Annotated in this window: 30 protein-coding genes; 20 read left to right on the top strand and 10 right to left on the bottom strand. The window is 45.2% G+C overall.

Annotated elements, in window-relative coordinates; genetic code table 11:
* Positions 1-13 precede the first annotated feature (13 nt).
* The 13 genes from sctF (at position 14) to R7P80_RS21365 (ending at position 9,282) form a co-directional block, all read left to right on the top strand.
* On the top strand, positions 14-262 hold the full coding sequence (sctF, locus tag R7P80_RS21425) for a type III secretion system needle filament subunit SctF (RefSeq protein ID WP_005377199.1): 249 nt from the start codon (positions 14-16) through the stop codon (positions 260-262).
* Between the two features lie 3 nt (positions 263-265).
* A complete protein-coding gene (locus R7P80_RS21420; RefSeq protein ID WP_005377200.1) occupies positions 266-625 on the top strand; it encodes a YscG family type III secretion system chaperone in 360 nt (119 codons plus the stop codon).
* A complete protein-coding gene (locus tag R7P80_RS21415; protein ID WP_054728549.1) occupies positions 622-1,257 on the top strand; it encodes a YopR family T3SS polymerization control protein in 636 nt (211 codons plus the stop codon). Before R7P80_RS21420 ends, R7P80_RS21415 begins: the two co-directional genes overlap by 4 nt.
* Positions 1,258-1,265: 8 nt before the next feature.
* Complete coding sequence (sctI, locus tag R7P80_RS21410) at positions 1,266-1,610, top strand: type III secretion system inner rod subunit SctI (RefSeq protein ID WP_005387149.1); 345 nt, start codon at positions 1,266-1,268, stop codon at positions 1,608-1,610.
* Positions 1,610-2,356, top strand: a complete 747-nt coding sequence (gene sctJ / locus R7P80_RS21405) for a type III secretion system inner membrane ring lipoprotein SctJ (protein ID WP_086012989.1) — start codon at positions 1,610-1,612, stop codon at positions 2,354-2,356. The genes sctI and sctJ overlap by 1 nt, the downstream gene beginning before the upstream one ends.
* Positions 2,349-3,014, top strand: a complete 666-nt coding sequence (gene vscK / locus R7P80_RS21400; protein ID WP_054728547.1) for a SctK family type III secretion system sorting platform protein VscK — start codon at positions 2,349-2,351, stop codon at positions 3,012-3,014. Before sctJ ends, vscK begins: the two co-directional genes overlap by 8 nt.
* Entirely contained in the window at positions 2,993-3,631 is a 639-nt protein-coding gene (locus R7P80_RS21395) for an HrpE/YscL family type III secretion apparatus protein (protein ID WP_005387146.1), read from the top strand. The genes vscK and R7P80_RS21395 overlap by 22 nt, the downstream gene beginning before the upstream one ends.
* 185 nt (positions 3,632-3,816) lie before the next feature.
* Positions 3,817-4,248 carry a type III secretion system chaperone gene (locus R7P80_RS21390; RefSeq protein ID WP_263856726.1) on the top strand — a complete coding sequence of 144 codons (432 nt, stop codon included), beginning with the start codon at positions 3,817-3,819 and terminating at the stop codon, positions 4,246-4,248.
* Between the two features lie 3 nt (positions 4,249-4,251).
* Positions 4,252-5,415, top strand: a complete 1,164-nt coding sequence (locus R7P80_RS21385) for a VopS family T3SS effector adenosine monophosphate-protein transferase (protein WP_104979260.1) — start codon at positions 4,252-4,254, stop codon at positions 5,413-5,415.
* A gap of 255 nt (positions 5,416-5,670) precedes the next feature.
* The gene (locus R7P80_RS21380) at positions 5,671-6,117 is read left to right on the top strand and encodes a type III secretion system chaperone (protein WP_025768119.1); all 447 of its coding nucleotides are present in this window, start codon (positions 5,671-5,673) and stop codon (positions 6,115-6,117) included.
* A 10-nt stretch (positions 6,118-6,127) separates the two neighbouring features.
* Positions 6,128-7,105, top strand: coding sequence for a type III secretion system effector VopR (gene vopR, locus R7P80_RS21375; RefSeq protein ID WP_017821338.1), 978 nt, complete (start codon positions 6,128-6,130; stop codon positions 7,103-7,105).
* Between the two features lie 230 nt (positions 7,106-7,335).
* A complete protein-coding gene (locus R7P80_RS21370; RefSeq protein ID WP_005387141.1) occupies positions 7,336-7,794 on the top strand; it encodes a CesT family type III secretion system chaperone in 459 nt (152 codons plus the stop codon).
* A 9-nt stretch (positions 7,795-7,803) separates the two neighbouring features.
* On the top strand, positions 7,804-9,282 hold the full coding sequence (locus tag R7P80_RS21365) for a hypothetical protein (RefSeq protein WP_042523794.1): 1,479 nt from the start codon (positions 7,804-7,806) through the stop codon (positions 9,280-9,282).
* 89 nt (positions 9,283-9,371) lie between these two features.
* Here the strand turns inward: R7P80_RS21365 and R7P80_RS21360 are convergent, their stop codons facing one another.
* The 10 genes from R7P80_RS21360 to vscN form a co-directional block, all read right to left on the bottom strand.
* On the bottom strand, positions 9,372-10,274 hold the full coding sequence (locus R7P80_RS21360) for a DMT family transporter (protein WP_372035280.1): 903 nt from the start codon (positions 10,272-10,274) through the stop codon (positions 9,372-9,374).
* 106 nt (positions 10,275-10,380) lie between these two features.
* Positions 10,381-11,091 (bottom strand): helix-turn-helix domain-containing protein, encoded by a 711-nt coding sequence (locus R7P80_RS21355; protein ID WP_031781101.1) that lies wholly within the window; start codon positions 11,089-11,091, stop codon positions 10,381-10,383.
* A 102-nt stretch (positions 11,092-11,193) separates the two neighbouring features.
* Positions 11,194-12,243 (bottom strand): SctU family type III secretion system export apparatus subunit VscU, encoded by a 1,050-nt coding sequence (gene vscU / locus R7P80_RS21350; RefSeq protein WP_042523790.1) that lies wholly within the window; start codon positions 12,241-12,243, stop codon positions 11,194-11,196.
* Positions 12,244-12,258: 15 nt separating this feature from the next.
* Entirely contained in the window at positions 12,259-13,044 is a 786-nt protein-coding gene (sctT, locus tag R7P80_RS21345; protein ID WP_137282056.1) for a type III secretion system export apparatus subunit SctT, read from the bottom strand.
* The gene (gene vscS, locus R7P80_RS21340; RefSeq protein ID WP_005377227.1) at positions 13,041-13,307 is read right to left on the bottom strand and encodes a SctS family type III secretion system export apparatus subunit VscS; all 267 of its coding nucleotides are present in this window, start codon (positions 13,305-13,307) and stop codon (positions 13,041-13,043) included. Before vscS ends, sctT begins: the two co-directional genes overlap by 4 nt.
* Before the next feature lie 13 nt (positions 13,308-13,320).
* The gene (gene vscR / locus R7P80_RS21335) at positions 13,321-13,971 is read right to left on the bottom strand and encodes a SctR family type III secretion system export apparatus subunit VscR (RefSeq protein ID WP_005377232.1); all 651 of its coding nucleotides are present in this window, start codon (positions 13,969-13,971) and stop codon (positions 13,321-13,323) included.
* Positions 13,968-14,936 carry a SctQ family type III secretion system cytoplasmic ring protein VscQ gene (gene vscQ / locus R7P80_RS21330; RefSeq protein ID WP_025768125.1) on the bottom strand — a complete coding sequence of 323 codons (969 nt, stop codon included), beginning with the start codon at positions 14,934-14,936 and terminating at the stop codon, positions 13,968-13,970. The genes vscR and vscQ overlap by 4 nt, the downstream gene beginning before the upstream one ends.
* Positions 14,933-16,138, bottom strand: coding sequence for a type III secretion system needle length determinant (locus tag R7P80_RS21325; RefSeq protein WP_182016480.1), 1,206 nt, complete (start codon positions 16,136-16,138; stop codon positions 14,933-14,935). Before R7P80_RS21325 ends, vscQ begins: the two co-directional genes overlap by 4 nt.
* A gap of 9 nt (positions 16,139-16,147) precedes the next feature.
* Positions 16,148-16,609, bottom strand: coding sequence for a type III secretion protein (locus R7P80_RS21320; RefSeq protein ID WP_005377236.1), 462 nt, complete (start codon positions 16,607-16,609; stop codon positions 16,148-16,150).
* Positions 16,606-17,928, bottom strand: a complete 1,323-nt coding sequence (gene vscN, locus R7P80_RS21315) for a SctN family type III secretion system ATPase VscN (protein WP_182039224.1) — start codon at positions 17,926-17,928, stop codon at positions 16,606-16,608. The genes R7P80_RS21320 and vscN overlap by 4 nt, the downstream gene beginning before the upstream one ends.
* 185 nt (positions 17,929-18,113) lie before the next feature.
* Between vscN and sctW the strand changes: the two genes are divergently transcribed.
* Genes sctW through R7P80_RS21280 form a run of 7 tightly spaced genes read left to right on the top strand, consistent with a single transcriptional unit; the run spans position 18,114 to position 22,877 of the window.
* Positions 18,114-19,007: a type III secretion system gatekeeper subunit SctW gene (sctW, locus tag R7P80_RS21310; protein WP_017821331.1), complete on the top strand. Its 894-nt coding sequence runs from the start codon at positions 18,114-18,116 to the stop codon at positions 19,005-19,007.
* Positions 18,988-19,272, top strand: coding sequence for a TyeA family type III secretion system gatekeeper subunit (locus tag R7P80_RS21305; RefSeq protein WP_005377239.1), 285 nt, complete (start codon positions 18,988-18,990; stop codon positions 19,270-19,272). Before sctW ends, R7P80_RS21305 begins: the two co-directional genes overlap by 20 nt.
* On the top strand, positions 19,259-19,633 hold the full coding sequence (sycN, locus tag R7P80_RS21300) for a type III secretion chaperone SycN (protein WP_005377240.1): 375 nt from the start codon (positions 19,259-19,261) through the stop codon (positions 19,631-19,633). The genes R7P80_RS21305 and sycN overlap by 14 nt, the downstream gene beginning before the upstream one ends.
* Positions 19,630-20,007: a type III secretion system protein VscX gene (gene vscX / locus R7P80_RS21295; RefSeq protein WP_064368455.1), complete on the top strand. Its 378-nt coding sequence runs from the start codon at positions 19,630-19,632 to the stop codon at positions 20,005-20,007. Before sycN ends, vscX begins: the two co-directional genes overlap by 4 nt.
* A gap of 5 nt (positions 20,008-20,012) precedes the next feature.
* Positions 20,013-20,354, top strand: a complete 342-nt coding sequence (gene vscY, locus R7P80_RS21290; RefSeq protein WP_005377248.1) for a type III secretion system chaperone VscY — start codon at positions 20,013-20,015, stop codon at positions 20,352-20,354.
* Complete coding sequence (gene vcrD / locus R7P80_RS21285; RefSeq protein ID WP_104979251.1) at positions 20,338-22,464, top strand: SctV family type III secretion system export apparatus subunit VcrD; 2,127 nt, start codon at positions 20,338-20,340, stop codon at positions 22,462-22,464. The genes vscY and vcrD overlap by 17 nt, the downstream gene beginning before the upstream one ends.
* Complete coding sequence (locus R7P80_RS21280; RefSeq protein ID WP_005377252.1) at positions 22,464-22,877, top strand: LcrR family type III secretion system chaperone; 414 nt, start codon at positions 22,464-22,466, stop codon at positions 22,875-22,877. Before vcrD ends, R7P80_RS21280 begins: the two co-directional genes overlap by 1 nt.
* Positions 22,878-22,879 lie beyond the last annotated feature (2 nt).

The following is a 22,879-nucleotide window of genomic DNA, read 5'->3' as shown; positions in this document are numbered from 1 at the left end:
ACGAGGAAGTCTTATGTCATTTTACGATGCTAGTAACAGTGTAAACCTTGATGATGTTAAAGCTAAGTTAGAACAACAAGCGAAAGATGCCAACACAGAAGTGACGGCAGCCATCAAGAACCTAGAAACCAATGCCGATGATCCATCAAAGCTTGCCGAGCTTCAGCACGCGATCAACAAATGGTCTGTTGTTTACAATATCAATGCGACCACCACTCGTGCGATTAAAGATGTGATGCAGTCGATTCTCCAGAAGGTGTAAAGCATGGAACGAGAAACGCGCCAACTGCTGGCTGAAATCGCGCTGATGGCAACAGGTATGCATCGTCATCAAGAAGCCAACACGATTGCAGATGGCCTTGAAGCAAGCTCTGGTTCTGAAGAGACCGTTGCGATGATTCGTGCAATGAGCCTCATGAATAAAGGCTTGTATGAAGAGGCTCATCAATTACTCGAACCACTTTGTAACGCCTATCCAGATCTGATCAGCTTAGCGGCTCTTGCTTCTGCCAAAGCCGGTTTACTGAGCAAAGCGGAAAGCTGGGTAGAACTTGCGTCACAAGGAAGCGAAGAAAGCCAAGCATTTGCTGCGAGCTTTTCTCAGGACATTAGGAATCTTGGATGATCATTGATTCAAGCAACCTAAGTCTTCAACACCAATCTTTGCGTCAGTCGGAGTCGCGCCATTATGAGCGGAGCGATGAAGACAAGATGAAAGCACTCATGGAGCGAAGTGACAAGCAAGAGCAAGTTTCACATGTTTATCCAAAAGAGACGCTAGAGAAAACAGAAGCCAAACTGGCGGAGATTAAAGCGTGGTACGAATCATTAAAAGACGCAGAGGTTGTCAGTAAACAAAGTGTCTTATCATCGTTAAATGAAGCGTTCTCCGACCCTCAAGTTAAACGAGAGGCAATGTGGTACGCCTTTCATGAGGCGAAGAGTGCAAAAGGCAACGAGCAGCCACAATCTGATTTGTTAAAGGTGTTGAAGCAGGAGTTACTAGGGAATTTTTCGGGACAGCTTATTGCCGAACCACCTGCTGATAAAACAGCACTAAAAGCAATGCTAGCGCAGCATTTTCCACTGGGTGCCCAGAAAGAACAAGCCTTATGGCATTGCTGGGCAGAGTTGAAGTCGTTACCTGATATGGCATCAACACTGGACATGGTTCGTGATGAACTTAGCTTCATGATCCAAAAAAATGCGATGGTGAAAAACATCATGACTCACAGTCACAAGTTAGATTTATCTTAGGAGTACATATGATAAACACGCAGTACACCGAGGTGATGCAAACCAACATTGATAAGTTGCAGGATGCGCAAGTCGAAGACGGTTTAAGCGAACGTTTTGAGCAAGCCATGTCGGTTCCCGAGGCAAGTAATGGCCTGGAGGGAGGTTTGCTAGAAAACATCAGCGAGTTGAAAAACACTATCGATAACGCGAAAAGTAACCTGCAAGACAACATGAAGATGGTGGGTGATGATCCGGCGCAATTACTGCAAATGCAGTGGGCGCTGACACGCATTACTTTTCAAGAAGAGCTGATCGCGAAAACCGTGGGTAAAACCACACAAAACGTAGAAACCTTATTGAAGGCACAATAGTGATGATGAATAAAATGAGAGCAGTTTTCATCATGCTCACGTTGTTTCTGGTAGGTTGTCAGACCGAGTTATACACCAACGTTACTCAGAAAGAGGGTAATGAGATGTTGTCGATCTTACTATCCGAAGGTGTCGTTGCAACAAAAGAACCTGACAAAGACAACACCGTCAAGTTAATGGTAGACAGTTCTCAAATCGCCTTCGCGGTAGACGCGCTAAAGCGAAAAGGTTATCCAAGAGAGCAGTTTTCTACACTGAAAGAGGTGTTTCCTAAAGACGATTTGATCTCGTCACCATTAGCAGAACGAGCACGTTTGGTGTATGCGAAATCTCAAGAGCTCTCGTCAACCTTATCTCAGATTGATGGCGTGCTGGTGGCACGTGTTCATGTTGTTTTGGAAGATCAAGATCTGCGTCCAGGAGAGCGCCCAACTCCAGCTTCTGCCTCCGTATTTATTAAACACGCGGCAGATATTGCGCTTGATTCATATGTTCCGCAGATCAAATTATTAGTGAACAACAGTATTGAGGGGTTGAACTACGATCGAATCAGCGTAGTGATGGTACCCTCATCAGAGGTTCGAGTTGCTACTCAAAACAATCAATTTAAAAGCATTTTGTCGGTTCAGGTCACCAAAGAGACGGCGAATAATCTTATCGCCATTTTGGTGTTCTTGGTAGCGGCACTCATCGGCTCGAATATCGCTACTTTTACATGGTGTCGTAGGAACACGAAGCGTGGTTAAACCAGAAACACCACTCGCGCAGGTACAACACCAGTTTAACTATGCGCCTTGCCAGTACATCCATAGAAGTTGGATAGAGCAAAAGCAGCCTTGGTTACTAAATATCGAAGGCTGGAGAGATAACCCCATGTTCAACCAATGGTGTATCAATGAGTGGGCGTTATCTCCCGTTCCTGAGACGGCTTTTAACAGACCTTGTCATAGTTTGGCATTGCTCCCGACAGACGCGTTGAATCAACTCGTATTGATGGTGGGTGGAGCTTTGCATTGTGTTGCGATGCGAAGCGTTGTCTTAAAACATCCTAAACAGGTTCTGAACAACGTTTTTGGTTTGGAAGGCGCTCGGTTCTTAATTCAAAACGGGCCGATGCTGTTATCCAGCTGGCCGCAAGGCTGGCAGCGTTCGTTACCAGAACTACTGGATGAAAGGTCTGTTGAAGCAAGCATGAGGGCGCTGGGATATTTTTGGATGAGGTTTATTTTGATTAACTCACCGGAAGATGTTGTTCTTCGTTGGCAATTCAAATTGGAAAAGCAACTTAGCGAAAACGCGGAAACAGCTAACTGGTTGGAAGCGGATCAACGAGATCTGGCGTATCGACTCACAAAAAAAATCGCAAAACAGGTTATTCCTCAATGGTTTCATTTGTTGAAATAAAAACAGACAATTTGCAGCTGGCACCTGGCTTAAAGGTGCTGAAAGCGAAAGATTATGCCAGTTATCTGGATTCGCAACACTTAGTTGAAGCCGCGAACTCCAAAGCTGAAAGCATCATTGCTAATGCCCAACAAGCCTACGAAACCGAAAAACAACGTGGTTATCAAGATGGCCTTGCACAAGCCAAGATTGAAAATGCGCAAACGATGGTTGAAACCTTAGCACGTTGTAATGACTACTATCAGCAAGTCGAAGAAAAAATGACAGGTGTGGTGTTAGAAGCAGTACGTAAGATCATCGATACCTTCGATGATGTCGATACCACGGTGAGTGTAGTTCGAGAAGCGTTGCAACTGGTGAGTAACCAAAAGCAGGTCATTTTACATGTCCACCCAGAGCAGGTTGTTGAGGTGAGAGAAAAGGTGGCTGGTGTATTAAGTGATTTCCCTGAAGTCGGTTACGTTGACGTGGTAGCAGATGCGCGCTTGAAAAATGGAGGCTGCATTTTGGAAACAGAAGTTGGGATCATCGACGCTAGTATTGATGGACAGCTGCATGCATTAAAGCAAGCCATGGTGAAGCAGCTCAGCGAGCGTAAAATTACGATTCATGAATAAATCTCAAAAACTCAGCACTTGCTGAGTTTTTTAATTTTAATGCCTTTAAACAAAAAAAATCCGACCATTTCTAAAATATTCACTGCCATAAATCCTTAAGAATACACCTAAGAAAGCTGCTTAGTTGATAAGTGTTGCAACTAAGCAGCGCCTCTAAAACAACAAAAATAGGATTATTTAGTCGAATGGCTAATGGATTTATAACTTCTTTACTGACAGATTTTGCCAGCCGCTGCCAATTGGAGCCGTTGGTTTTTGATGAGGATGATTGTTGCCATCTACTCGTTGAGCAAAACACAGCAATCACAATTCGTGTACAAGAAGATCGTGTGACGCTTATCGGGCTGATTTCAGGTAACAAACCGAGTGCTGATATTTTGCATCAACATATGAAAGGTGCCTTAACGCAAGGCTCTCCAGCGGTATGCTGGGAGGAAGAGACCGGATATATCGGTTTCATACACCTGCCTCAGCAACTGCTAACTGCATCTTTTTTCGATGAGTCATTTGCGAATTTCATCGAGTGGTTAAAAAGTGCGAATACACAAGAAGTAACCAATAAAACAACCGAAGTACCGGAAACGAATACCACTCATTTTTCCACATTAAGGGTTTAAAACATGATCAGTTTTGGAAGTGTTAGCGCGTTGCAGGCCGCCATGCCGCAAGCTCGTAACGAGATACTTAACGAAGGTAAGCTGAGTATTGGTGGCAAAGAATACCAAATCAACGCAGCGACCCAAGAATTTACTCGCGCCAATCCTACGAATGGTGCAGTAGCGCGATTTTTTGAAGCGACAGGAAAACTGTTTCGCGAAGGTAGCCCACAATCGGTAGCGAAAGCCCTTACAAAAGCCGTATTTGATAATGAGCAAGGACAAGCTCAGCGTTTACAAGCTGCTTCTTCTGTTGAGCATGGACAAATGTTCTTCAAAGATGGAAGCATAAAAACCGCATCAGATGTCTTAAATGCCTTTGCGAAGTTAGACAGTAAATCAGTTCAGTCGAACTCTGCTGAGCTAAACCAGTTAGCAGAGCGAGCGATGACAGAGGCAATGTTAGAAACCGATTCTGGTAAAAACCTCACATCACTGATTGGCGAAAGTGCAGCGAAGTCGCTTGCTGGACGTGTAGTAAAAGACTACGGCGGTGGTGTATCTGCAGCGAAGAAAAACCCGGCAGGTAGCATTAATCAAATGCAAGCGGTGTTTGATATGGAGGTGATGCATCTTAAATCGGCGCAACGTCATATCGAAGGTCTAGCAAGCACCGATCTAAGCCAAGGTGTATACGCTGAAGGACTGGCAGAGGACGCGTTTAACAAAAGTGGCGTAACCAATAATGTTGAAAGAGCTGCGGCGTGGATCATTAATGCTTCTAACTCTAAAGGAAACGATGCCGAAAATATTACGTCTTTACTGAAAGAATACGCGTCTAATGGTAAAGACTTATTGAATATGGAAAACCTAAAAGAGCTACACGCTCGATTGGTGCCTAATGTTGAGCGTGATTACCGAGGGCCAAATATTTCGGGTGGCACTTTGCCTTCAAGTATTGGCGGTGAGGGCATGTTAAAGCAGCACATTGAAGGCTTTTTGAAAGAGAACCCTGTAGAAGATAAAGACTTAGGTAAACATTTGTTCGCCGGAGTTATCGGGTACCATGGCTTTACCGATGGAAATGGTCGCATGGGGCGTATGCTATACGCGATAGCAGAACTTCGTAACGACTCGTTCAATCCTTTAGCTATGGATGCAGAAAATAGCCTTCACGGTATTAAGTGATTTTTTACTTCTATTTAATTTTTGGAGCGGCGATTGCCGCTCTTTTATTTTCCAGCTTAACCTTAATTTTTCTTCTCAATAAAACGGCTAATAGCAATAAAAATGAGACGTTGAAATAAAGTGTCGGTTTCTATCTCGCCATAAAATCTCTTTTCTCCTTATTCGCTTATTTAAATGAGCCGTTATACCCAAGTGGCTTCGCTGAAACAAATATATCGATGTCACTTAGTTATAATAAATTAGACAGGACACAACATGGATACAGGAAAGATTAATATGCTTCTCTCTGAGCTAGGAGAAGTGCTGAACCTTGAGCGCGTGACAGCGTATGACGATCAAATGTGGTCACTGCATTTTGCTGAAAACAACAGTGTCGATGTTCTGCTCGTAGAGGAAAAAGGCGAGTTATTGATTTCCAAAAACCTGCTTATAGAACAAGATGATATTACGCTAGATAAACTTCAAGTTTTACTTGAATACAACTTTTTGTATCGAGAAACAGGTGGTGTGCAGTTTTGTGTGAATCCAACACGCAAAGACGTTGTTCTTCAAGTTGCTATCGCGACTGGAAGTGAACTCACCAACATTGCTAACTTAATCATTCAGTTGAACGAATTAGTTGATACTTGGGGACAGTTATTTCAAAACAACACGGTTGTAGATTTTAGCCAAACAGACGTACACGCATTTATTCAAGTTTAAGGCATCACACATGGTCAATATTAATACATCGCAAATGCACTCGTTGAGTCAGTTAACGTCACATTTGGCGACACAAAATCAAGCTGACGACAAAGAGGTTCGAGCACACAACGGTAAAGATATTTTTGTTAAAGAGGGCGCACCAAAAAATAAAAGTATCAGCGCGCGTATTAGCCACCAGAATAAAGCGAAAGATATTGTAGTGAACCTGCTTACTAAGCAGGGTATTCCTAAAGATGTTGCGAAGCTCATGCTGAAAAATGTGTTGAATGGTGAAAACAAGTTAACGCTTGGGAGCCTGAAAAATCTTGAGAGATTGTCGTCTGGCCCTAGCTCAAATTGGCCCACTGCACAAACGGCAGCCTCTTCTTCCAAAACCAATAAAGCCTCATCGAGTGTCGCGCTTATCAACGAACATAAAGCCAACCTTCAAAAGCTTGGTGATTTTGCCTGTACGGACTTAAATACGTTCGGTGTTAAGGGGTCACAGTTTTATGAAACAAAAGGAAAGCCACGACTAAAAGAGCTTCACGCGGATCAAGCGCGAATCATGCAAGATCACAGAGCGACGATGTCCGCAAACGGAGTTCAAGCTGCAGCACAAAGAGGAACCGCACCGCAATTAAGCACTCTACAGAACATTGCTAAGGCAGTACAAACCGCGAAAGCCGGCTGCTGTACTACATTTGCTTTTGCTGCCGCCGCTGAGATGATTCAAGGCATGTCAGGAACACCTGAAAGTGAACCCAAAGTAGAAGTGGTTGCGTTTAAAAAGGGTCATTCAGGTACACACCTTTATGTACTGGTTGGTCGACAAGAGGGGAGCGACATAAAAGATCCATCAACGTGGAGTAAGGATGTGAAAATTGTTGACCCGTGGGCGACATCTGCATTCGGTGCACCAATGTTTGGAGATGCACAACGACCACCTGTTTCGAATATGTTCCCGCCAACAGAAGTCATTTTTGATAGCCATAAACTGGGTTAGTCACTCTGCAAAAGAAGTGAGCAAATACACCATGCTAAGCATCTAACCTTTATTGAAAGAGCAGCTCTGAGCTGCTCTTTTTTATTACTCTGGCAACTCGTTTTTAGAGCGAGATTTCTGCGGAAAACCTCACAATGAAGGCGAAAAAGTGACAAAAATAAAGCCATTACCGACATCGTTCAATCTGCAATCGTTGTTCAATAGAGTTATTGAAACAAAAGGAAAAAGTTATGAACACGATTCAACAACTGCTCTTGGAGTTTTGCCAACTCAATGAGTTGCCCGAACTGAATTTTGAAGAAAATGAACGTTGTCAGCTACTGGTCGATGATCGCTACATGTTGTATTTCATCGCTACAGATACGGATGATTTGATGCTGTCTGTAACGTTCGGAGGGTTAGAAAAATCCGGTGAACAACGACTAAAAGGTTTAGAGCTTCTTGCTCATGCTAACTATCAAGGAATTGGTAGTGGCAGCCTCGCACTTGCTTTAGCTCCAAATGGTCGACAGCTTGTCTTAGCAGGACGTAAACCCGTTGAGCATCTAAATACGACGAACCTTACCGCTTGGTTTCACGAAGTTATTGAACAGGCCGAGCTGTGGCAAGCGCGTTTCGCAATGTTGGATCAAGCGATTCCAACCACCTCTAATCATGAACAAGCTCATGTTCAATCACTTCGTGTGTAGGAGAGAAAAATGGTTAATACAACACAAAAAATCAGCCAAAGCCCAGTACCTGATCTAGAGCAGTTTCGTGCAGTTGCTGCGCAAAAAGATGACCGAGTGATCAGTAAAAGAGGTGAAGTAAAAGAACCTTCCACATTCCACAAAGGTCACAAGTTTGCTTCTATTCACGAAGGCGTATTGAGAAGCAAATACACTAAGTTTTTCCAAGAAAACATCAAAACTCACCTTGATTTAAAGCAGGCGCTACTTAAGCAAGAAAAACCTGAGGTTGCGCTGTTGGCTTACTCCCTAGTGAGTCCTTCAGGCTATCGCGGTGAGCCACTTACTGAGCGTAAAATCTTAGAAGTTGTCAGCCTATTGGATGAAATAAAAGTGAGCAGCGATACGTACCAGCAGCTTAAAAATACGTTTGATGCGATCAGCAAAGATCCGCGTATGCAGGTAAGCTTAGAAGCCCAGTATCCGGGAAAAATGGATGGCTTTGCTGCTGAACTGCTGCAGATGGGCAAAGAAAAGCTAAAAGGTTCTGGTGTTAACGCCGTTATTAACTTGGCATTACCTGGCGTTGGCTTATTGATTTCTACAGGTCGAGAGCTACACAAAGCGGCCGTAAATGGTGATGCTGAGGCTTACCATCATCAGTTAGAACAAATTTCACAGCTGCCAGGGCGAGATCAACGTCTTTCTATGCCGATGCAGCAAACCTTGGCTCAAGGTCATGCGGTACTGTCGGCTGAAGGTGGCATTGGAGCTACATTAGGTATGGCGACGGGGAGCCTGGGCACGTTCGGTGTTAGCTCTGTAGCAACGGTGGGCGTCACACCGATAGCAAAAGAGGCAATCGGTTCTGCGGCAACGACTGTTATCATGAGCGGCGGTGGTTTTGTGGCGAACCAAGCTGGGGCATACGGGTTAAATACGGAAGTAAAAGAGCAACTTATGCAAGGTGAAATGTCTGGTGTTTTACCTAGACTTGAAGTTTCCAATGCAAAAGGAGACTTTACCTTCAGTATGCAAGATCCGGCTTCTGTCCGCGCATTAATGGCGTACCTTGGTCCTAAGGAGAATACTGAAATGACTTCTCCTCAAGCGCCTAAAGAGGCACAAGAGATGGAAGCCGCTCGATTAACACTGAAAAAGATGTTGGGTTCAGAGCCAAGTGAGCACTTGGTTCCTGACGTAGATTCTATCTTGAAGCTAAGCCCAGAGGATGCACCAAGTAAAACCGAGTCTATTGCTAACGGGGCGTTTAAAAAACTGTTAGGAGAAGATTGGGATTGGCTCATGCCAGCTGTTCGAGCGATTGATAAAGGGGAAGCAAGTAAAATAAACGAAAAGTTAACCTACAAGCTCCCCCTAGATGCAGCAAACGGACGAGTTTATCTTGATAAATGCCCAAACCTGAGTGACGTCCAGTTAGATGCGCTAGAAAAATTAGGCTCACCAAGTCAATTGCGATTGATGTACTTGGCAGAAGGCTGGGTGTAATTTCAAATGGTAAAGTAGGGGGTAGGTGCTGCTCCTTACTTTATCTACCGTCAGCGTTCCTTTTTGGGGCTGGCTCATGTCCATTGAATTTAACTTTTCGACTGAAGAAACAAACACACAAGTGTCAACGTTATACCAACCCAACCAATGAAAGAAATTTCTTCCCCAACAATCGCAACTGCTAGTGCTGCTGCGATAACAGGTTCAAATAGCGTGAGTATGCTAGCTCCACTGGCTGTAACAAACCGTAGCCCAAACCCAAAAGCGACGTAACCTAACCCCATTGGAATCAAGGCCATGTAGAGCATGACCGTCGTATTAGTTGATGATGCAAATAGATTATCGCCCGTGATGAAAAGTGTTGGTAGAAGCAAAACTCCACCAATACCAAAAACACTTCCCATGGCCGTTTGCGATTCAATGCCGTGGTCAATCATAGTCTTTACTCCCCATGAGTAAATGGCGTACGTCAAACCTGCCAATAGGCCAAGTAATACACCCCAATGCTTCATATCATGATCAAATAAGCTATTTGCGGATGACTCAGAAGCCAACAACAAGGTAATGCCAATGACCCCGATTGCGAAACTCATCATCCAGCGCTTGGTTATGGTCTGATTTCGGCTAAAGAGACACTCTAACAAAGCAGAAAAGAAAGGTGCAGTGGAGATAGAAACAACCGTACCAATAGCCACACCGGCGAATCGCATTGATGAATAAAAAGCCAGTGGGTAGGTGGCTAAGGCGATAATACTAACCAGTAACGTTTTCTTCTTATGTACGACTTTTCGAAAATCTCTCTTCAGTGACTTCGCAGACAGACATGCTTGCATAAATCCACCAATACCCATAGAAAATGCGCCAATGGCGAGAGCACTGACATCCGGTGCCAAGCTGGCAGCGGTGCCCGTCGTTCCCCACAGGGTTGAAGCAAAAAGTATGGATAAAGTTCCTAATTGATAGTCGGTGAAATGTTTTTTTAACACTGTAATTTCTACCTAGTGAATGGCTGTTTTAGGGTAGAAAGAATAAAAGAAAGCGATAGAGATTTTTGTGCTGAAAAGACGGAATACTTGTTCCAGAGGACTATTTTAGTGACTACCGGGAAAACTCTCTAGGAGACATGCCAAAATGCATTGAAAACCGTCGACTAAACGCGGAAAGGTCACTATAGCCAACTCGTTCAGCTATCAACTGAACTGGAAGGTCTGTATGAGTCAGTAGTGCTTTGGCTTTTTCCATACGTTGTAATGTAATGTATTTATGAACGCTCACTTTTAGCTGCTCTTTAAAAAGCTTTTTAAACTGCGTCGGACTCAAGCAAGCGGCATTCGCTAATGAGGCAATGGTGAGTGGCTGATCAAGCTGCTCGGCGATCACAACCTGTACATCTCGAATACGCGAATCTACGGAGCGAGACCGCTTTTGTTGCTCCAGCAACAGATAGAAGGTTGCAACCATTGAGTTTTCAATTTCATCATTAACCTGATACTCAAGCTGTTTTTCGACAAACTGGATAAAGCTCAGTAGAGGCGGGCTAATCGAAAACACAGCCACACTACTATCCATCAAATGAGTGGGCAAAGTGGTCATATCCGCAACAATAAAGCGTGATGACTCTTCGGCATTAAAACCGTGAGCACAACTTTTGGGGATGACTATGCAGTCGCCAACCGCCACCTTTCCGACATAACTATCCATATCAATATGTATGTTGCCCTGGAGAGGAAGCACCAGTTGATGATAATCACTATGAGTATGTCGGCTCATACGTTTCGTGTAGGAGCGAATGCTTAAGCTAGATTTCATAAAAACAACATACAGTTAAAGGATACCGCATTATAGCGTTGAAAGTATCGAGGTTGAAAGCTGGGCAGTTGTAAGCCCAGATCTTGAATGGGATGTGGTTTGTCAGTCCGCCTCGGACTCTAACGAGGCCAACCAACGAAGCACTTCCGCAGTTGCTTCAATAAGATCGCTTGGGATGTACTGGTCGACGTTGCCGTCGGCGTATAGTGCACGAGCAAGAGGGACTTTTTGCATCACAGGAACGCCTTCTTCTTTAGCGATTGCGACCATACGTTTGGCTACCGCCTCGGTTTCCATCAAAGTGATGACGGGCAGGGGCGTTTCGCCTTTCTTGTAATAAAGGCCAACCGCGATATGTGTTGGGTTTGTAACTAATACATTAGAACGTTTAACGTTTTCGCGCTGATTGGAGGCTTGTAGCTCTTGGTGCAACTGACGACGTTTGCTTTTTATTTCTGGACTGCCTTCCATCTCTTTGTATTCGCGCTTCACTTCGTCCTTGCTCATTTTGAGCTTTTTCGTGTGATCAAATTTCTGGTACGCAAAATCTGCGGCAGCGATGACGATGAAGCCTACCGAAGAGATAATCATTAATTGTTTAATCATGACGCCAGTAATGGTCGGGACACATTCTAGCCCACAAGTTGGAATTTGCATTAAAGCGTTGATGTTACCGCGTAATGTCACCCAGATAATGCAGGAAAGAAGAGAGACTTTAAGGATCGACTTGATAAACTCAATCACACTCTTAAGGGAAAAAATGCGTTTGGCCCCTTCGACGGGATTGATCTTTTTGATGTCGGGTTTAACGGATTCACCACTAAATAGGAACCCGAACTGCCCCATATTGGAAAAGATGGCGACGAGTGCAGCAACCAGAATAATCGGAGCGAGTAGATAGGCAATTTCTTTTGCGATGGCGATAGCGACATCGACTAGCGCATCTTGGAAACCCTGATAAGCAAGCTTACTTGGTAGGAGAATAAGCGCTGAGATGTGCGACATGTAATAATCGGCGAACGCAAACAGTACAATTATGAGCGCCAAAATTAATGCAGACGATACGATTTCTTGGCTTTTGGCAACCTGACCTTTCTGTCGAGCATCGCGTAACTTTTTTGCGGTGGGTTGCTCTGTTTTTTCTGCACTCATAAAGAATCCTAAGCGTTATTGCCAAATGGTATTGAGTTGTTCTGCGAATCGGGTAATGCCGTAAAACTGTACTTCAAAGTGATCCATCATTATTCCGAGATACACGATCAGTAAAACACTCGCGATGGCACTTTTTATTGGCATGGCAAGGAAAAAAACATTCAATTGCGGTGCAAAACGACTGATAAGCGCCAGACCAAACTCAGCAAGAAACATTGCCAACACTAGTGGAGCGGACATCAACACACCAAGCCACATAAGCTGTTCAAATTGCGCGTAGAAGAAGCTAACCCATGCGTCGCTAACGGTTGGGAAAAAGTCCACGATCGGCCAAGATGTATAGCTTTTGAATAACGCATAGATAAAAGTGACAAAGCCCCCGCCAGAGAAGAACAGGGTAATCAGCGTTTGGGTCAGTAATACCGCTGTTGGTGTGGATTGTGAGCCTAGCGTTGGGTTAAACATACTTGCCATGGCAGCCCCACGTTGGTTGTCGACCAGAAAACCGGCCGCTTCTATCGCCCAAAAAGGGATAGCAGCAACAAACCCTATCAATAGCCCAATTAATACCTCCTTACCCAAAATCACTATCAGCCAAATGCCGTCGGTTTCTGCGGGCAAGCTTTGCTGATTAATCATCGGAAATATAAACAGCGCGAGTGAGCAAAGTACACCATTTCTCACCATGGTGCCGCCTAGCATTTGCTTGCTCAAAATAGGCAAAAAGATGAAGCATGCCATTAACCGAGGTAACGTCAGGCTGTACAAAAATAAAGCCTGGTGTAAGTCGTGATAACTCATCGTATTTGAGGAATTTTATCCATAGCAAGCGAGGCGAAGGCGTGGAGCTCTGCCCCTAGCCATTGCGTTGTGACGAACAGCGTAATAATGACCGCGATAAGCTTGACCACAAAGCCTAACGTTTGTTCTTGGACCTGAGTTAACGCCTGAATAAGCGACACCAATGTACCAACCAATGCTGCGACTAAAATCGGCGGTAATGACAAGTACAACACTAGGGTTAATGCTTGAGTCGTGAAATGAATGATTTCAGCAGAATGCATACTTTCTCCGTGATTAACCGTAACTCAACACTAAGCCGTGGGTGAGCTTTGTCCAGCCGTCAAGCAAGACAAAAAGCAACAATTTGAAGGGGAGGGAAATCGTCATTGGCGATACCATCATCATCCCCATCGCGAGTAGGATATTCGACACAATTAGGTCAATAGCGATGAACGGTAAGTACAACAGAAAGCCAATTTCAAAAGCGCGAGTAAGCTCGCTGACGGTAAATGCGGGCAGTAAGAGCAATAAGCTGTCCGACTCTAAACGGTCTACGTACTTCTGTGGCCACAATGTGCGTGCAGCATCAGTGAAGAATATGGCTTCGGTTTCCCGAATATGCTTTTTCAAAAATTCTCGATAAGGCTGTAAACCGCTTTCAATGAGGCCTTCTACACTTGCAGAATCTTCAAGGGAGATATCATGCTGCTTTACGTAGTCGTAGGTTTCAAACCCGACGGGAGCCATGATGAAAATTGACAGAATGATGGCCAATCCGTAAAGCGCCATATTCGGCGGAATTTGCTGTACACCGAGAGCGTTACGCAGCAGTGAGAATACAACGGCCAGTTTCACAAACGACGTCGCCATCATGGCGATAAATGGGATCAGTGCCAGCAGTGCTAAGCTGACAATGAGATTGAGCTCGTCGGGTAACTGGATCATGCTGGCTCCTGCGTGCCACCGAACAGCTCCAGTACGCGCACACCTAAATGTTCGTTAACATTAACCAGTTCACACTCACCAATGATTTTGCCGTTGGCACGCAATGTTACCGGCTTAGATACAGGCTGGTTTAGCTCGAATACGTACCCTGGCTGAAGCTGGTTAAGCTGCTCTAGCGTGATGGTTTGATGGCCGATATCAAACGTGAGTTCCACAGGCAGTTGCTGGTGGTCGGTTAACATTTCTGAAGTGTTTACGTCATTCATATTGGTTTCTTTTTCAATAATGTGAAGAGTTTGGTCATCTAGCTGGCAGCGCCAGAGATTCTGGTTAGATACTTGAAAAATGGCTTGTTGCTTGGCGATGTAACCATCGTCAAAAAAGATGACATCTCCCAGCTCGAGCGAATTAAATTCGCTTAACGTCAAATGGGTCCTTCCAAGACTTAACCACACAGGTAAAGCGAGGTGTCGAGCTTGTAGAGCAGCGCTGTTTGGTAGCGCATCCAACAACACGTCTGATCCTTCGCTAACCCACAAACAAAGAGAGCCGTTAGGCTTATTGAGCGTTAACATTAAAGTATGCTCTTGGGCCTGGCTCGCCTCTAACGGCTGTAGTTGACTAAGAATGGGTAACTGACCAAATAGCGCTTTGATTGCCTCACTATGCGGTTCTATCTGTGAGCTCAAAAGTGCTAACTGGAGGGAGTTAGGCAGGGACTCAAACGCAGTAGCATTTAAGGTCGATTTCAGCCAATGTTGGAGCTGCGCACGAGAAAAGTCTACTTGTAGGGTTTGCCCTCCAATCAACGTGGTTAAACGGAACCCTTCAAATGAAGGGATTTGAGCAACAGTAATCGATACGCTCTGACCATCAGTCCCTTGGAAGTGGCACTGTTTTGCACAAAGTTGATTGCTGAGCGCGATACTTTCTGCATCCACTTTGGGTATTATTAACGGTGTCATAGGTCATTCTCCGCTTGCCATTCTTCATACACGCTGCGTTGTTGGCGTGAGTGTTGTTGTTCATGTTGTTGTTGATCGAGCTGTTGAGTTTGTTCGCTGATCGCTAAGCGAAGGGGCTGCTCACCACCGAATCGGTTTAGCCGTTCAGCAAGATCTTGTCTAGCTTGCTGGCTAATAATGGAAAGGGCATGCTCTTGTCGAATCGTCACGCTATACCCTTGAGCGTCCAACTTGATGTGGATTTCGCCACCTTTTAATTGTCCTTCACTTAGAAACAGCCGAACCTCTTTGTTGTCCGATGCGGTTGGCAGAGCAACATAGATTTTATCCACCAATTGCTGGAGTAATTGGTTTACGTCTCGCGTTGGGCTTGGTTGAGCCTGCGAAGCAACACTTTTTAGGATGACATCGCCTTGTGTTACCGCACTTGCAAGGGGTTGAGAAGGCACTTTTTCTTCATCCGTTTTAACGGCGACTAGTGCGCTTTTCGTCACGATTTTTTCAAGAGGCTTGGTTTCAGGCAGGCCACCAGTTTGGTCTGATCGTTTGCCTGTATTCTGTAGCGGCGGAGTTGCACGCTTATTGTGCGTTTTTTCAGTTTGCCTTTTCGTTAAGCAAACAATGTTAATCCCATCTTGAGCGAGCTCTGTCGCTGTCGCATTTTGGGGGAGCAAGCCAGATTCAAGCGTAGAGAGATACTCCGGCGAGGTATGTTTATCCATCGGCGTCGGTTTATCATCTTTCAAATGAGCTTGAAAGTGAGGATCAACACGCTCGGTAGAAGGGGAGCTTAGAACTGTGTCGCCATCGCTTTTTCCATCATGTTTAAGCAATTTATTGTTTTTGCTAATTATTTCTTCGCTATTTGCTGCGTCGTCTTGCGATTTCTCTATATCTCTCTTACTGACGACGTCACTTTGACCTTTTAAAGTGGAGATGTTTTTGTCAGCGTTGGCTTCTTGGTTCGATAGGTTAAGTTTCTTATCTAGACCTTGAGATGTCTTATGCCTTAGCGGTATGTCTTCTTCGCCAGTATGATTTTTTTGGGGATTCCCAACGATAGACTCCTTTCCCTTGCTAGGCTTCTTCGTCATTGCATGCTCGAATTGTGATTGAAGCTCGGCCTCCTTCTCGAGAGGCGCTTGTTCCGGCGTTGATTTGTGCAGCGTATTCGATGTTTCAGTTGTTGGGGTAATGCGCATAGTGAACCTTTAGATAATGTCGACAGTGCGAAACTCTTCCTGTTCGAGTTCTTCTTGGTATTGCCTTTCTCGCGATTTTTCCGCGACTTCTTGTTGCTGCAACTGAACGAATTTTTCTTTGGTTTTATGGGCTTGTCGCGCCTCTTTTTGCTTTTCTTTAAGTGCCGAGCGTTCGATTTCAAGCGCTTTTTTTGACTCGGCCACACGTTGTTTAAGTTCGGCTTCTCTCTCTCTTAACAACGCGATTTCTTGTCTTAATGTTTCTAGCTCTTTGAGAACGAGCGTTTGTTGTTTTGCTTTAGCAAAACGTCGCTCTTCTTCTTCCTGGCGCCAAACGTGATAGTCCGCGACAGAACGTTCGGCCTTTTGAACCTGTGCTGCGGCGTTTGACACTCGGTATTCTTGACGCTTGACGGCTTTATCCGCACGGTCAGCGCGAATTTTTTTGATTTCTAATAAGCGTTCTATCATTGTTTCGCCATCCCTTTAAGTTGAGCGATAGTGCCATCAAGATCGCTTGGTTCATGAGTGCCTTGGCGTAAAAAGGCGCGTATATCATCACTTTGTGCAATGGCCAAATCCGCTCGGCTATCTGCGCCATGTTGGTATTCGCCAATTTTTATTAGCAGTTCAACTTCTTCATACTTAGCTAACATTTCGCGAATATGAGCAGCAGACGCCTGATGATCGGATTCAACGATTTGATTCATCACTCGGCTTGCTGACCGAAGTACATCAATCGCAGGGTAATGGTTCATTGCGGCAAGTTTACGCGAGAGAATGATGTGCCCATCTAAAATGGAGCGAGTTTCATCCGCGACAGGCTCTGTCATGTCGTCACCTTCCACCAACACGGTGTACAGTGCTGTAATTGATCCTTTGTCTGATTGTCCAGCTCGTTCCATCAGCTTTGGCAAAGCGGCAAAAACGGAAGGCGGATAGCCACGTCGTGTTGGTGGCTCGCCTGCGGCTAGTCCAATCTCCCTCTGTGCGCGGGCGAAACGCGTCACCGAATCCATCAGCAGTAGCACGCGTTTACCTTGGTCACGAAAATATTCTGCGATAGAAGTGGCAACAAAGGCGGCTTTGGCGCGCTCCATTGCTGGGCGATCAGAGGTAGCGACCACTAAAACCGATTTGGCCATTCCTTCTTCGCCTAGGTCATGCTCAATAAACTCGCGCACTTCGCGTCCACGTTCACCAATCAAAGCGAGAACGGTCACGTCAACTTCTGCGGAGCGAATCAGTTTTGCCAGTAGGGTACTTTTACCCCCGCCAGCCGCTGCAAAAATACCCATGCGCTGACCTTCACCACAGGTCAGTAGCCCATCAATGGATCGAACGCCAAGAGAGATTGGCTTTTCAATCAGTTTACGTTGCATTGGTGGTGGTGCATCGCGATAAACAGGATACCAAGCGCTTGGTTCTTGACTTTGCGTACCATCGAAAGGACGTCCAAGCCCGTCAAGCGTTGTACCTAACAGGTGGTCGCCAACACCCACTTCGTGCATTTTACCCATTGGGCTTACTTCTGTATTTGAGGAAATCCCAAACATATTTCCTAACGGAGTGAGCAAAGCGTGATGCTGCTGGAAGCCAACCACTTCCGCTAACAAAGACAGAGTTTGATCGGGATTACGCAACTCACACAGTTCACCTACACGAACGCCAGGGACGACAGCTTTGATAATGGTGCCGGTGACTTGCGTAACGCGCCCGCGAATTTGGATCAAACGCGTGTGTTTAATCGCAGATTGTTGGATATCAGTGATGTATGAGAAATCGTTCAAGGTAAAAATATGCGCAATGATTGATGCTGAGAGAATAGAAAGTATAAGAATCAATTTATAGTGAATATCAGTCGGGAGTTTTTAGAAAACTGAAAGCGCACTAAAAAAACACGTCTGATTTTGACAGCTTCAACAAAGCGCACTTCCTATAATTCGCCTGTATTGTGCGGAAGGAGTGCAAGTGAATGAGTATTATCAACAATCATATCGCAACAAATCCAAAGTTTGATGCGTCTATCCAAAACGGGTTGGAATCGTCTCGCCCCGACGTTTCACAAAAAGGCAATTATCGCGGTGAAACCGTCCGTGTTCACAATGCCACACAATCACTTTTTGATGCGATGGAAGAACTCACTTCACTCGGTTCCGAAAAAGCAGAGAAAGATCTGACCAAGCGCAAAGTGAAAGACAGTGGTGTTCGAGTTAATGAAGCACATGAACTCGTTTCGGACTATTTAAGAAAAGTCCCTGATCTTGAAAAGAATCAAAAGATCAAAGATTTGGCTACAAAAATGGCGGGAGGAAATATCTCGACCATCGCGCAATTACAAGCCTACTTGAATGGGTTTTCCGAGGAGAAAAGCCATCAATACCTCGCGCTAAAAGCCGTTAAAAAGTTTTTGAGTGCGAGTCCAGAAAGTAAACACCTACTAGCACTGATTGACCAAGCACTTCTAAGAATCGAGCAAAACCCAGATACATGGTCTCAAATCGATACGGAAATCCGCGTCTCAAATTTTGCTGATGAATACAGCCAAGAGCAAGAGTTTAGCTCTTTGCATCAGCTGCGCGGCTTCTACCGCGATACCGTTCATAGTTATCAAGGGCTCGGCGCGGCTTATCAAGATGTAGTGGCGCGCTTTGGTGAGCAGGAGGTATCGACCGCTGTTGACTTTATGCTGCAAGGCATGAGTGCAGACCTTAGTGTTCAAGGTAGCAGTATCGATTCGGTTAAGTTGCAGTGGTTGATGTCCGATATGCAAAAACTCAAAACTCTAAATACGTTGCAAGATCGTGTGAGTCAGCTGTTCCAAATGTTTAAACCGGAAAGGACGAATTATGGCTTATCAAGTTTCTAATTTGATGGCTGATGTGATTGCGTTGGTAGAGCAGCGATGGGTAAGCAGTGATGAGATATGGAAAGTCGCCAACGCAATGGAATTGACGGCGGTAGAACAAAAAATCGATTTTTTTCGAGAGTTCCATAAGTTAGTTCGCGCAATCCCAATTGACGTATTCGCCGATGAAGAACAACGACAGAATTTAATCCAAGCGGTACAAAAGGCGCTAGACGAAGCCATTGATATAGAAGAAGAGGAAGCGTGGGAAGATGAGTTGGATTGATGCATCCGTCGATGAATTTTGCCGAGGAATGGGGCTCGATGCCGTCGATTTCTCATCAGCTGGACGGGTGCAGCTGGATTTTGAGCAAAGTGGTACGCTGCATATTGAGCGACAGGGTGAGCAGTTATTCTTGATGTTGTCTCGAGCGTTATCTTGGCATCAAACCAGTGACATTATTCAAAGTGCACTGTGTTTGTGTCATGCCGATCAAGGCTGGCCTTTCGAAATTAAAACCGGCTTGTTAGATGAGCAAACTCTGGTTTTTTCAGCAAGGCTAAAAGGAGAGGAAGTAACACTTCCGACCTTAGAGCAAGCGTTTACGCTTTTGGCTCGTCTACATAACGATGTGGCAGGCTCATGACTCGAGTCAGCACTTTAAACGTAGGCATCGAAGCCTTTACGCATGTTACTCATAGTGAAGTTAAGGCCGATTTCCCAGAGCGATTTCAATTGCTTCCTGATGGTCAGGCGGTCGCTACACATTTAGAGAAGCTCTATGATCTCAGGCCTTCAGACCAATATCTCATCGCGTTAACTAAGCCCAAGCTGCTGCACTCAGAGTTGTTGCGTCCAGAAAAATACCGTCAACAATTTGATGAAACGTTAGCTCAGCTGCAAGTTCTTGCACAGGATTCAGGCTCCGTTTCTTTTATCAAAGCATCCGAAACGCTACAAAGTACACAACTTGATCAGCGTTACCTCACTATGGCGCTCAATCTTCTTATTCAGGTCTAACCAACATGTTGAGATCCAAAGACATTGAACTCTTACTTGTTCACGCTGCGCTACAAGTTCAATACCAAAAGCCAGAGCATGCCATTTCTATTCTCGATGCGGTTCTAGAAATAGAACCGCAGCACAAAGAGGCGATGCAAACACTTGCTGTGGCATGTTTACAAAGTGGTCGATATACCCGGGCGATTGAGGTGTGCGAGCACTTATTAAAATCCGACCTTCATCCTGACTCGGCAGGACTCTGGTTTTGTTTAAGCCAAGCGCGTTGGAAACAAAATGACGTCGATGGGGCACGCCAAGCGCACCGACGCTATCTGCAATCTTTAAATAGTGAATCACATGAATAAGTTGATCGATATTCTAAACAAAGTAGGGCAACGCAAAGACATCATGCTTGCGGTGATGTTACTCGCGATCGTCTTTATGATGATATTGCCACTTCCTACCGCACTGGTGGATGTGCTGATTGGCACCAACATGAGCATTGCGGTGGTGCTGCTTATGTTAGCGATTTACATCACCACGCCACTTGAGTTCTCTGCATTTCCTGCGGTGCTATTGATCACGACATTGTTTCGTCTGTCTTTATCTATCACGACAACCCGCTTGATCTTGCTACAAGGCGATGCTGGTCAAATCGTTTATACATTCGGTAACTTCGTTGTGGGCGGTAACTTAGTGGTCGGTATCGTTGTGTTCCTGATCATTACCATTGTTCAGTTTATGGTGATCACCAAAGGCTCAGAAAGGGTAGCAGAAGTTAGTGCGCGCTTCTCACTCGATGCGATGCCTGGTAAGCAGATGAGTATTGACGGTGACATGCGTGCCGGAGTAATTGACGTACACGAAGCTAGGCACCGACGATCACTGATTGAAAAAGAAAGCCAAATGTATGGCTCGATGGATGGCGCGATGAAGTTCGTTAAAGGCGACTCCATTGCGGGTCTGGTCATCATTGTGGTCAACATCTTAGGTGGCGTCACGATCGGGGTAACGCAAAAAGGCATGAGTGCTTCTGAAGCACTTGAATTGTTTGCGATTTTGACCGTTGGCGATGGTTTGGTATCGCAGATCCCGGCACTCTTTATCGCGATTACCGCCGGTATTATCGTGACGCGTGTTTCCCATGAAGACTCTTCTGATCTTGGGTCGGACATTGGTGGGCAGGTGATTGCTCAGCCACGTGCGCTTCTTATTGGTGGTGTGCTTTTGGTGCTGTTCGCACTCATCCCTGGATTCCCAAAAATCACTTTTCTGGTCTTGGCCGCCGTGGTTGGTGGTGGTGGTTTCTTCCTTTTCTATCAACAGAAAAAACAAGCGGAATCAGATAGCACCGACTTATCAAGCTTTGTTTCGCAAGGGGCCGGTTCGCCAGCAGCGAAGCCAAGCAAACCCACGCCTTCTAGAAACAGCAAAGGTAAGTTAGGTGAGCAAGAAGAGTTCGCCATGACGGTCCCGCTGTTGATTGATCTTGACGCGAGCCTTCAGGAAAGCTTGGAAGCGGTCGCATTAAATGAAGAGCTAGCAAGGGTGAGGCGCGCACTATATCTCGACCTAGGCGTGCCTTTCCCAGGCATCCACCTGCGCTTTAACGAGGGGATGCAAAATGGCGAGTACTTAATTCAGTTACAAGAAGTCCCGGTTGCACGAGGACGAATTGTTAAAGATCAACTCTTGGTGACAGAAGGGAATGAACAGATCGATTTATTAGGCGTGCCTTATGAGCAAGATGAAGATTTTCTACCCGGTATTTCTAGCATTTGGGTGGCACAGAGTTATGAGCAAAAACTCGTAGCCAGTCATGTCGGTTTTCTCACACCCGACAGAATTTTAACGTACCACTTGTCTCATGTTCTTAAGGAGTACGCGCAAGACTTTATTGGTATTCAGGAGACGCGTTATCTGTTGGAGCAGATGGAAGGCAGTTATTCGGAGCTAGTCAAAGAGGCCCAGCGTATTGTTCCGTTGCAAAAAATGACGGAAATCTTGCAACGCTTGGTTTCTGAAGACATTTCTATCCGAAACCTTCGCGTGATCTTGGAAGCGATGGTTGAGTGGGGCCAAAAAGAGAAAGATGTTGTACAGCTGACGGAGTACATTCGTTCCAGCTTAAAACGTTACATTTGCTACAAATACGCGAGCGGACAAAACATGTTGCCCGCTTACTTATTGGATCAAAGTCTCGAAGACACAATACGCAGCGGTATTCGTCAAACCTCAGCAGGGAGTTACTTGGCGTTAGACCCGTCAGTAACGCAACAATTTGTCAGTGATGTGAAACAGACCATTGGTGACTTAAGCCGCATGCCGAATAAACCTGTGCTAGTTGTGTCTATGGATGTACGCCGATATGTGCGAAAGCTTATTGAATCGGAATACTACGATCTGCCCGTTTTGTCATTTCAAGAACTAACCCAGCAAATCAATATTCAGCCACTTGGAAGGGTGGGGATGTAATGAAAACAAAACTAATACTCTCGCTGGCGCAAGCGGGGATCGAAGTGACGCCATACTTTTGGCAACAAAGTGAAATTCAACTTGGTTATCGAATTGAAGTTGAAGGCTTAGAGCTCGTTTTTCGGGTGGAGGACGGTGAAATCATCATCGTTCTTCTGAAACGCGTTCGTCCAAAATTGGGGTTGAGTAACCCCTTTGCCGGCTTATTTCTCTTGGCTGAACATGCCATTCAACTTTATCCCTCCGATTGGGTCATTCGCGGCAACGTCGATGTGTTACGTGGTAGCAACATGAGCAGCCAGCGATTGGCACAGTTCTATCTAAAAGCATGCGGTGCAAGCCATGATGAGCTAGAAGACTGGTACTGTTTACGCCTAGCAGATTATAGACCTTTGAAAAAGTTGAAAAAGTAAAA

Origin of the sequence: Vibrio sp. 2092 (assembly GCF_033339635.1) — a bacterium.
GTDB classification, from domain to species: domain Bacteria; phylum Pseudomonadota; class Gammaproteobacteria; order Enterobacterales; family Vibrionaceae; genus Vibrio; species Vibrio alginolyticus.
The sequence above is the reverse complement of the archived record's forward strand: the minus strand, read 5'-3'. Positions and strand labels throughout refer to the sequence as shown.

Bases quoted from the DNA above. Each gene is read 5' to 3' on its own strand.
- sctF (WP_005377199.1), top strand. From the start codon at position 14: ATGTCATTTTACGATGCTAGTAACAGTGTAAACCTTGATGATGTTAAA.
- R7P80_RS21420 (WP_005377200.1), top strand. From the start codon at position 266: ATGGAACGAGAAACGCGCCAACTGCTGGCTGAAATCGCGCTGATGGCA.
- R7P80_RS21415 (WP_054728549.1), top strand. From the start codon at position 622: ATGATCATTGATTCAAGCAACCTAAGTCTTCAACACCAATCTTTGCGT.
- sctI (WP_005387149.1), top strand. From the start codon at position 1,266: ATGATAAACACGCAGTACACCGAGGTGATGCAAACCAACATTGATAAG.
- R7P80_RS21395 (WP_005387146.1), top strand. From the start codon at position 2,993: ATGGTTTCATTTGTTGAAATAAAAACAGACAATTTGCAGCTGGCACCT.
- R7P80_RS21390 (WP_263856726.1), top strand. From the start codon at position 3,817: ATGGCTAATGGATTTATAACTTCTTTACTGACAGATTTTGCCAGCCGC.
- R7P80_RS21385 (WP_104979260.1), top strand. From the start codon at position 4,252: ATGATCAGTTTTGGAAGTGTTAGCGCGTTGCAGGCCGCCATGCCGCAA.
- R7P80_RS21380 (WP_025768119.1), top strand. From the start codon at position 5,671: ATGGATACAGGAAAGATTAATATGCTTCTCTCTGAGCTAGGAGAAGTG.
- vopR (WP_017821338.1), top strand. From the start codon at position 6,128: ATGGTCAATATTAATACATCGCAAATGCACTCGTTGAGTCAGTTAACG.
- R7P80_RS21370 (WP_005387141.1), top strand. From the start codon at position 7,336: ATGAACACGATTCAACAACTGCTCTTGGAGTTTTGCCAACTCAATGAG.
- R7P80_RS21365 (WP_042523794.1), top strand. From the start codon at position 7,804: ATGGTTAATACAACACAAAAAATCAGCCAAAGCCCAGTACCTGATCTA.
- R7P80_RS21355 (WP_031781101.1), bottom strand. From the start codon at position 11,091: ATGAAATCTAGCTTAAGCATTCGCTCCTACACGAAACGTATGAGCCGA.
- vscU (WP_042523790.1), bottom strand. From the start codon at position 12,243: ATGAGTGCAGAAAAAACAGAGCAACCCACCGCAAAAAAGTTACGCGAT.
- sctT (WP_137282056.1), bottom strand. From the start codon at position 13,044: ATGAGTTATCACGACTTACACCAGGCTTTATTTTTGTACAGCCTGACG.
- vscS (WP_005377227.1), bottom strand. From the start codon at position 13,307: ATGCATTCTGCTGAAATCATTCATTTCACGACTCAAGCATTAACCCTA.
- vscR (WP_005377232.1), bottom strand. From the start codon at position 13,971: ATGATCCAGTTACCCGACGAGCTCAATCTCATTGTCAGCTTAGCACTG.
- vscQ (WP_025768125.1), bottom strand. From the start codon at position 14,936: ATGACACCGTTAATAATACCCAAAGTGGATGCAGAAAGTATCGCGCTC.
- R7P80_RS21325 (WP_182016480.1), bottom strand. From the start codon at position 16,138: ATGCGCATTACCCCAACAACTGAAACATCGAATACGCTGCACAAATCA.
- R7P80_RS21320 (WP_005377236.1), bottom strand. From the start codon at position 16,609: ATGATAGAACGCTTATTAGAAATCAAAAAAATTCGCGCTGACCGTGCG.
- sctW (WP_017821331.1), top strand. From the start codon at position 18,114: ATGAGTATTATCAACAATCATATCGCAACAAATCCAAAGTTTGATGCG.
- R7P80_RS21305 (WP_005377239.1), top strand. From the start codon at position 18,988: ATGGCTTATCAAGTTTCTAATTTGATGGCTGATGTGATTGCGTTGGTA.
- sycN (WP_005377240.1), top strand. From the start codon at position 19,259: ATGAGTTGGATTGATGCATCCGTCGATGAATTTTGCCGAGGAATGGGG.
- vscX (WP_064368455.1), top strand. From the start codon at position 19,630: ATGACTCGAGTCAGCACTTTAAACGTAGGCATCGAAGCCTTTACGCAT.
- vscY (WP_005377248.1), top strand. From the start codon at position 20,013: ATGTTGAGATCCAAAGACATTGAACTCTTACTTGTTCACGCTGCGCTA.
- R7P80_RS21280 (WP_005377252.1), top strand. From the start codon at position 22,464: ATGAAAACAAAACTAATACTCTCGCTGGCGCAAGCGGGGATCGAAGTG.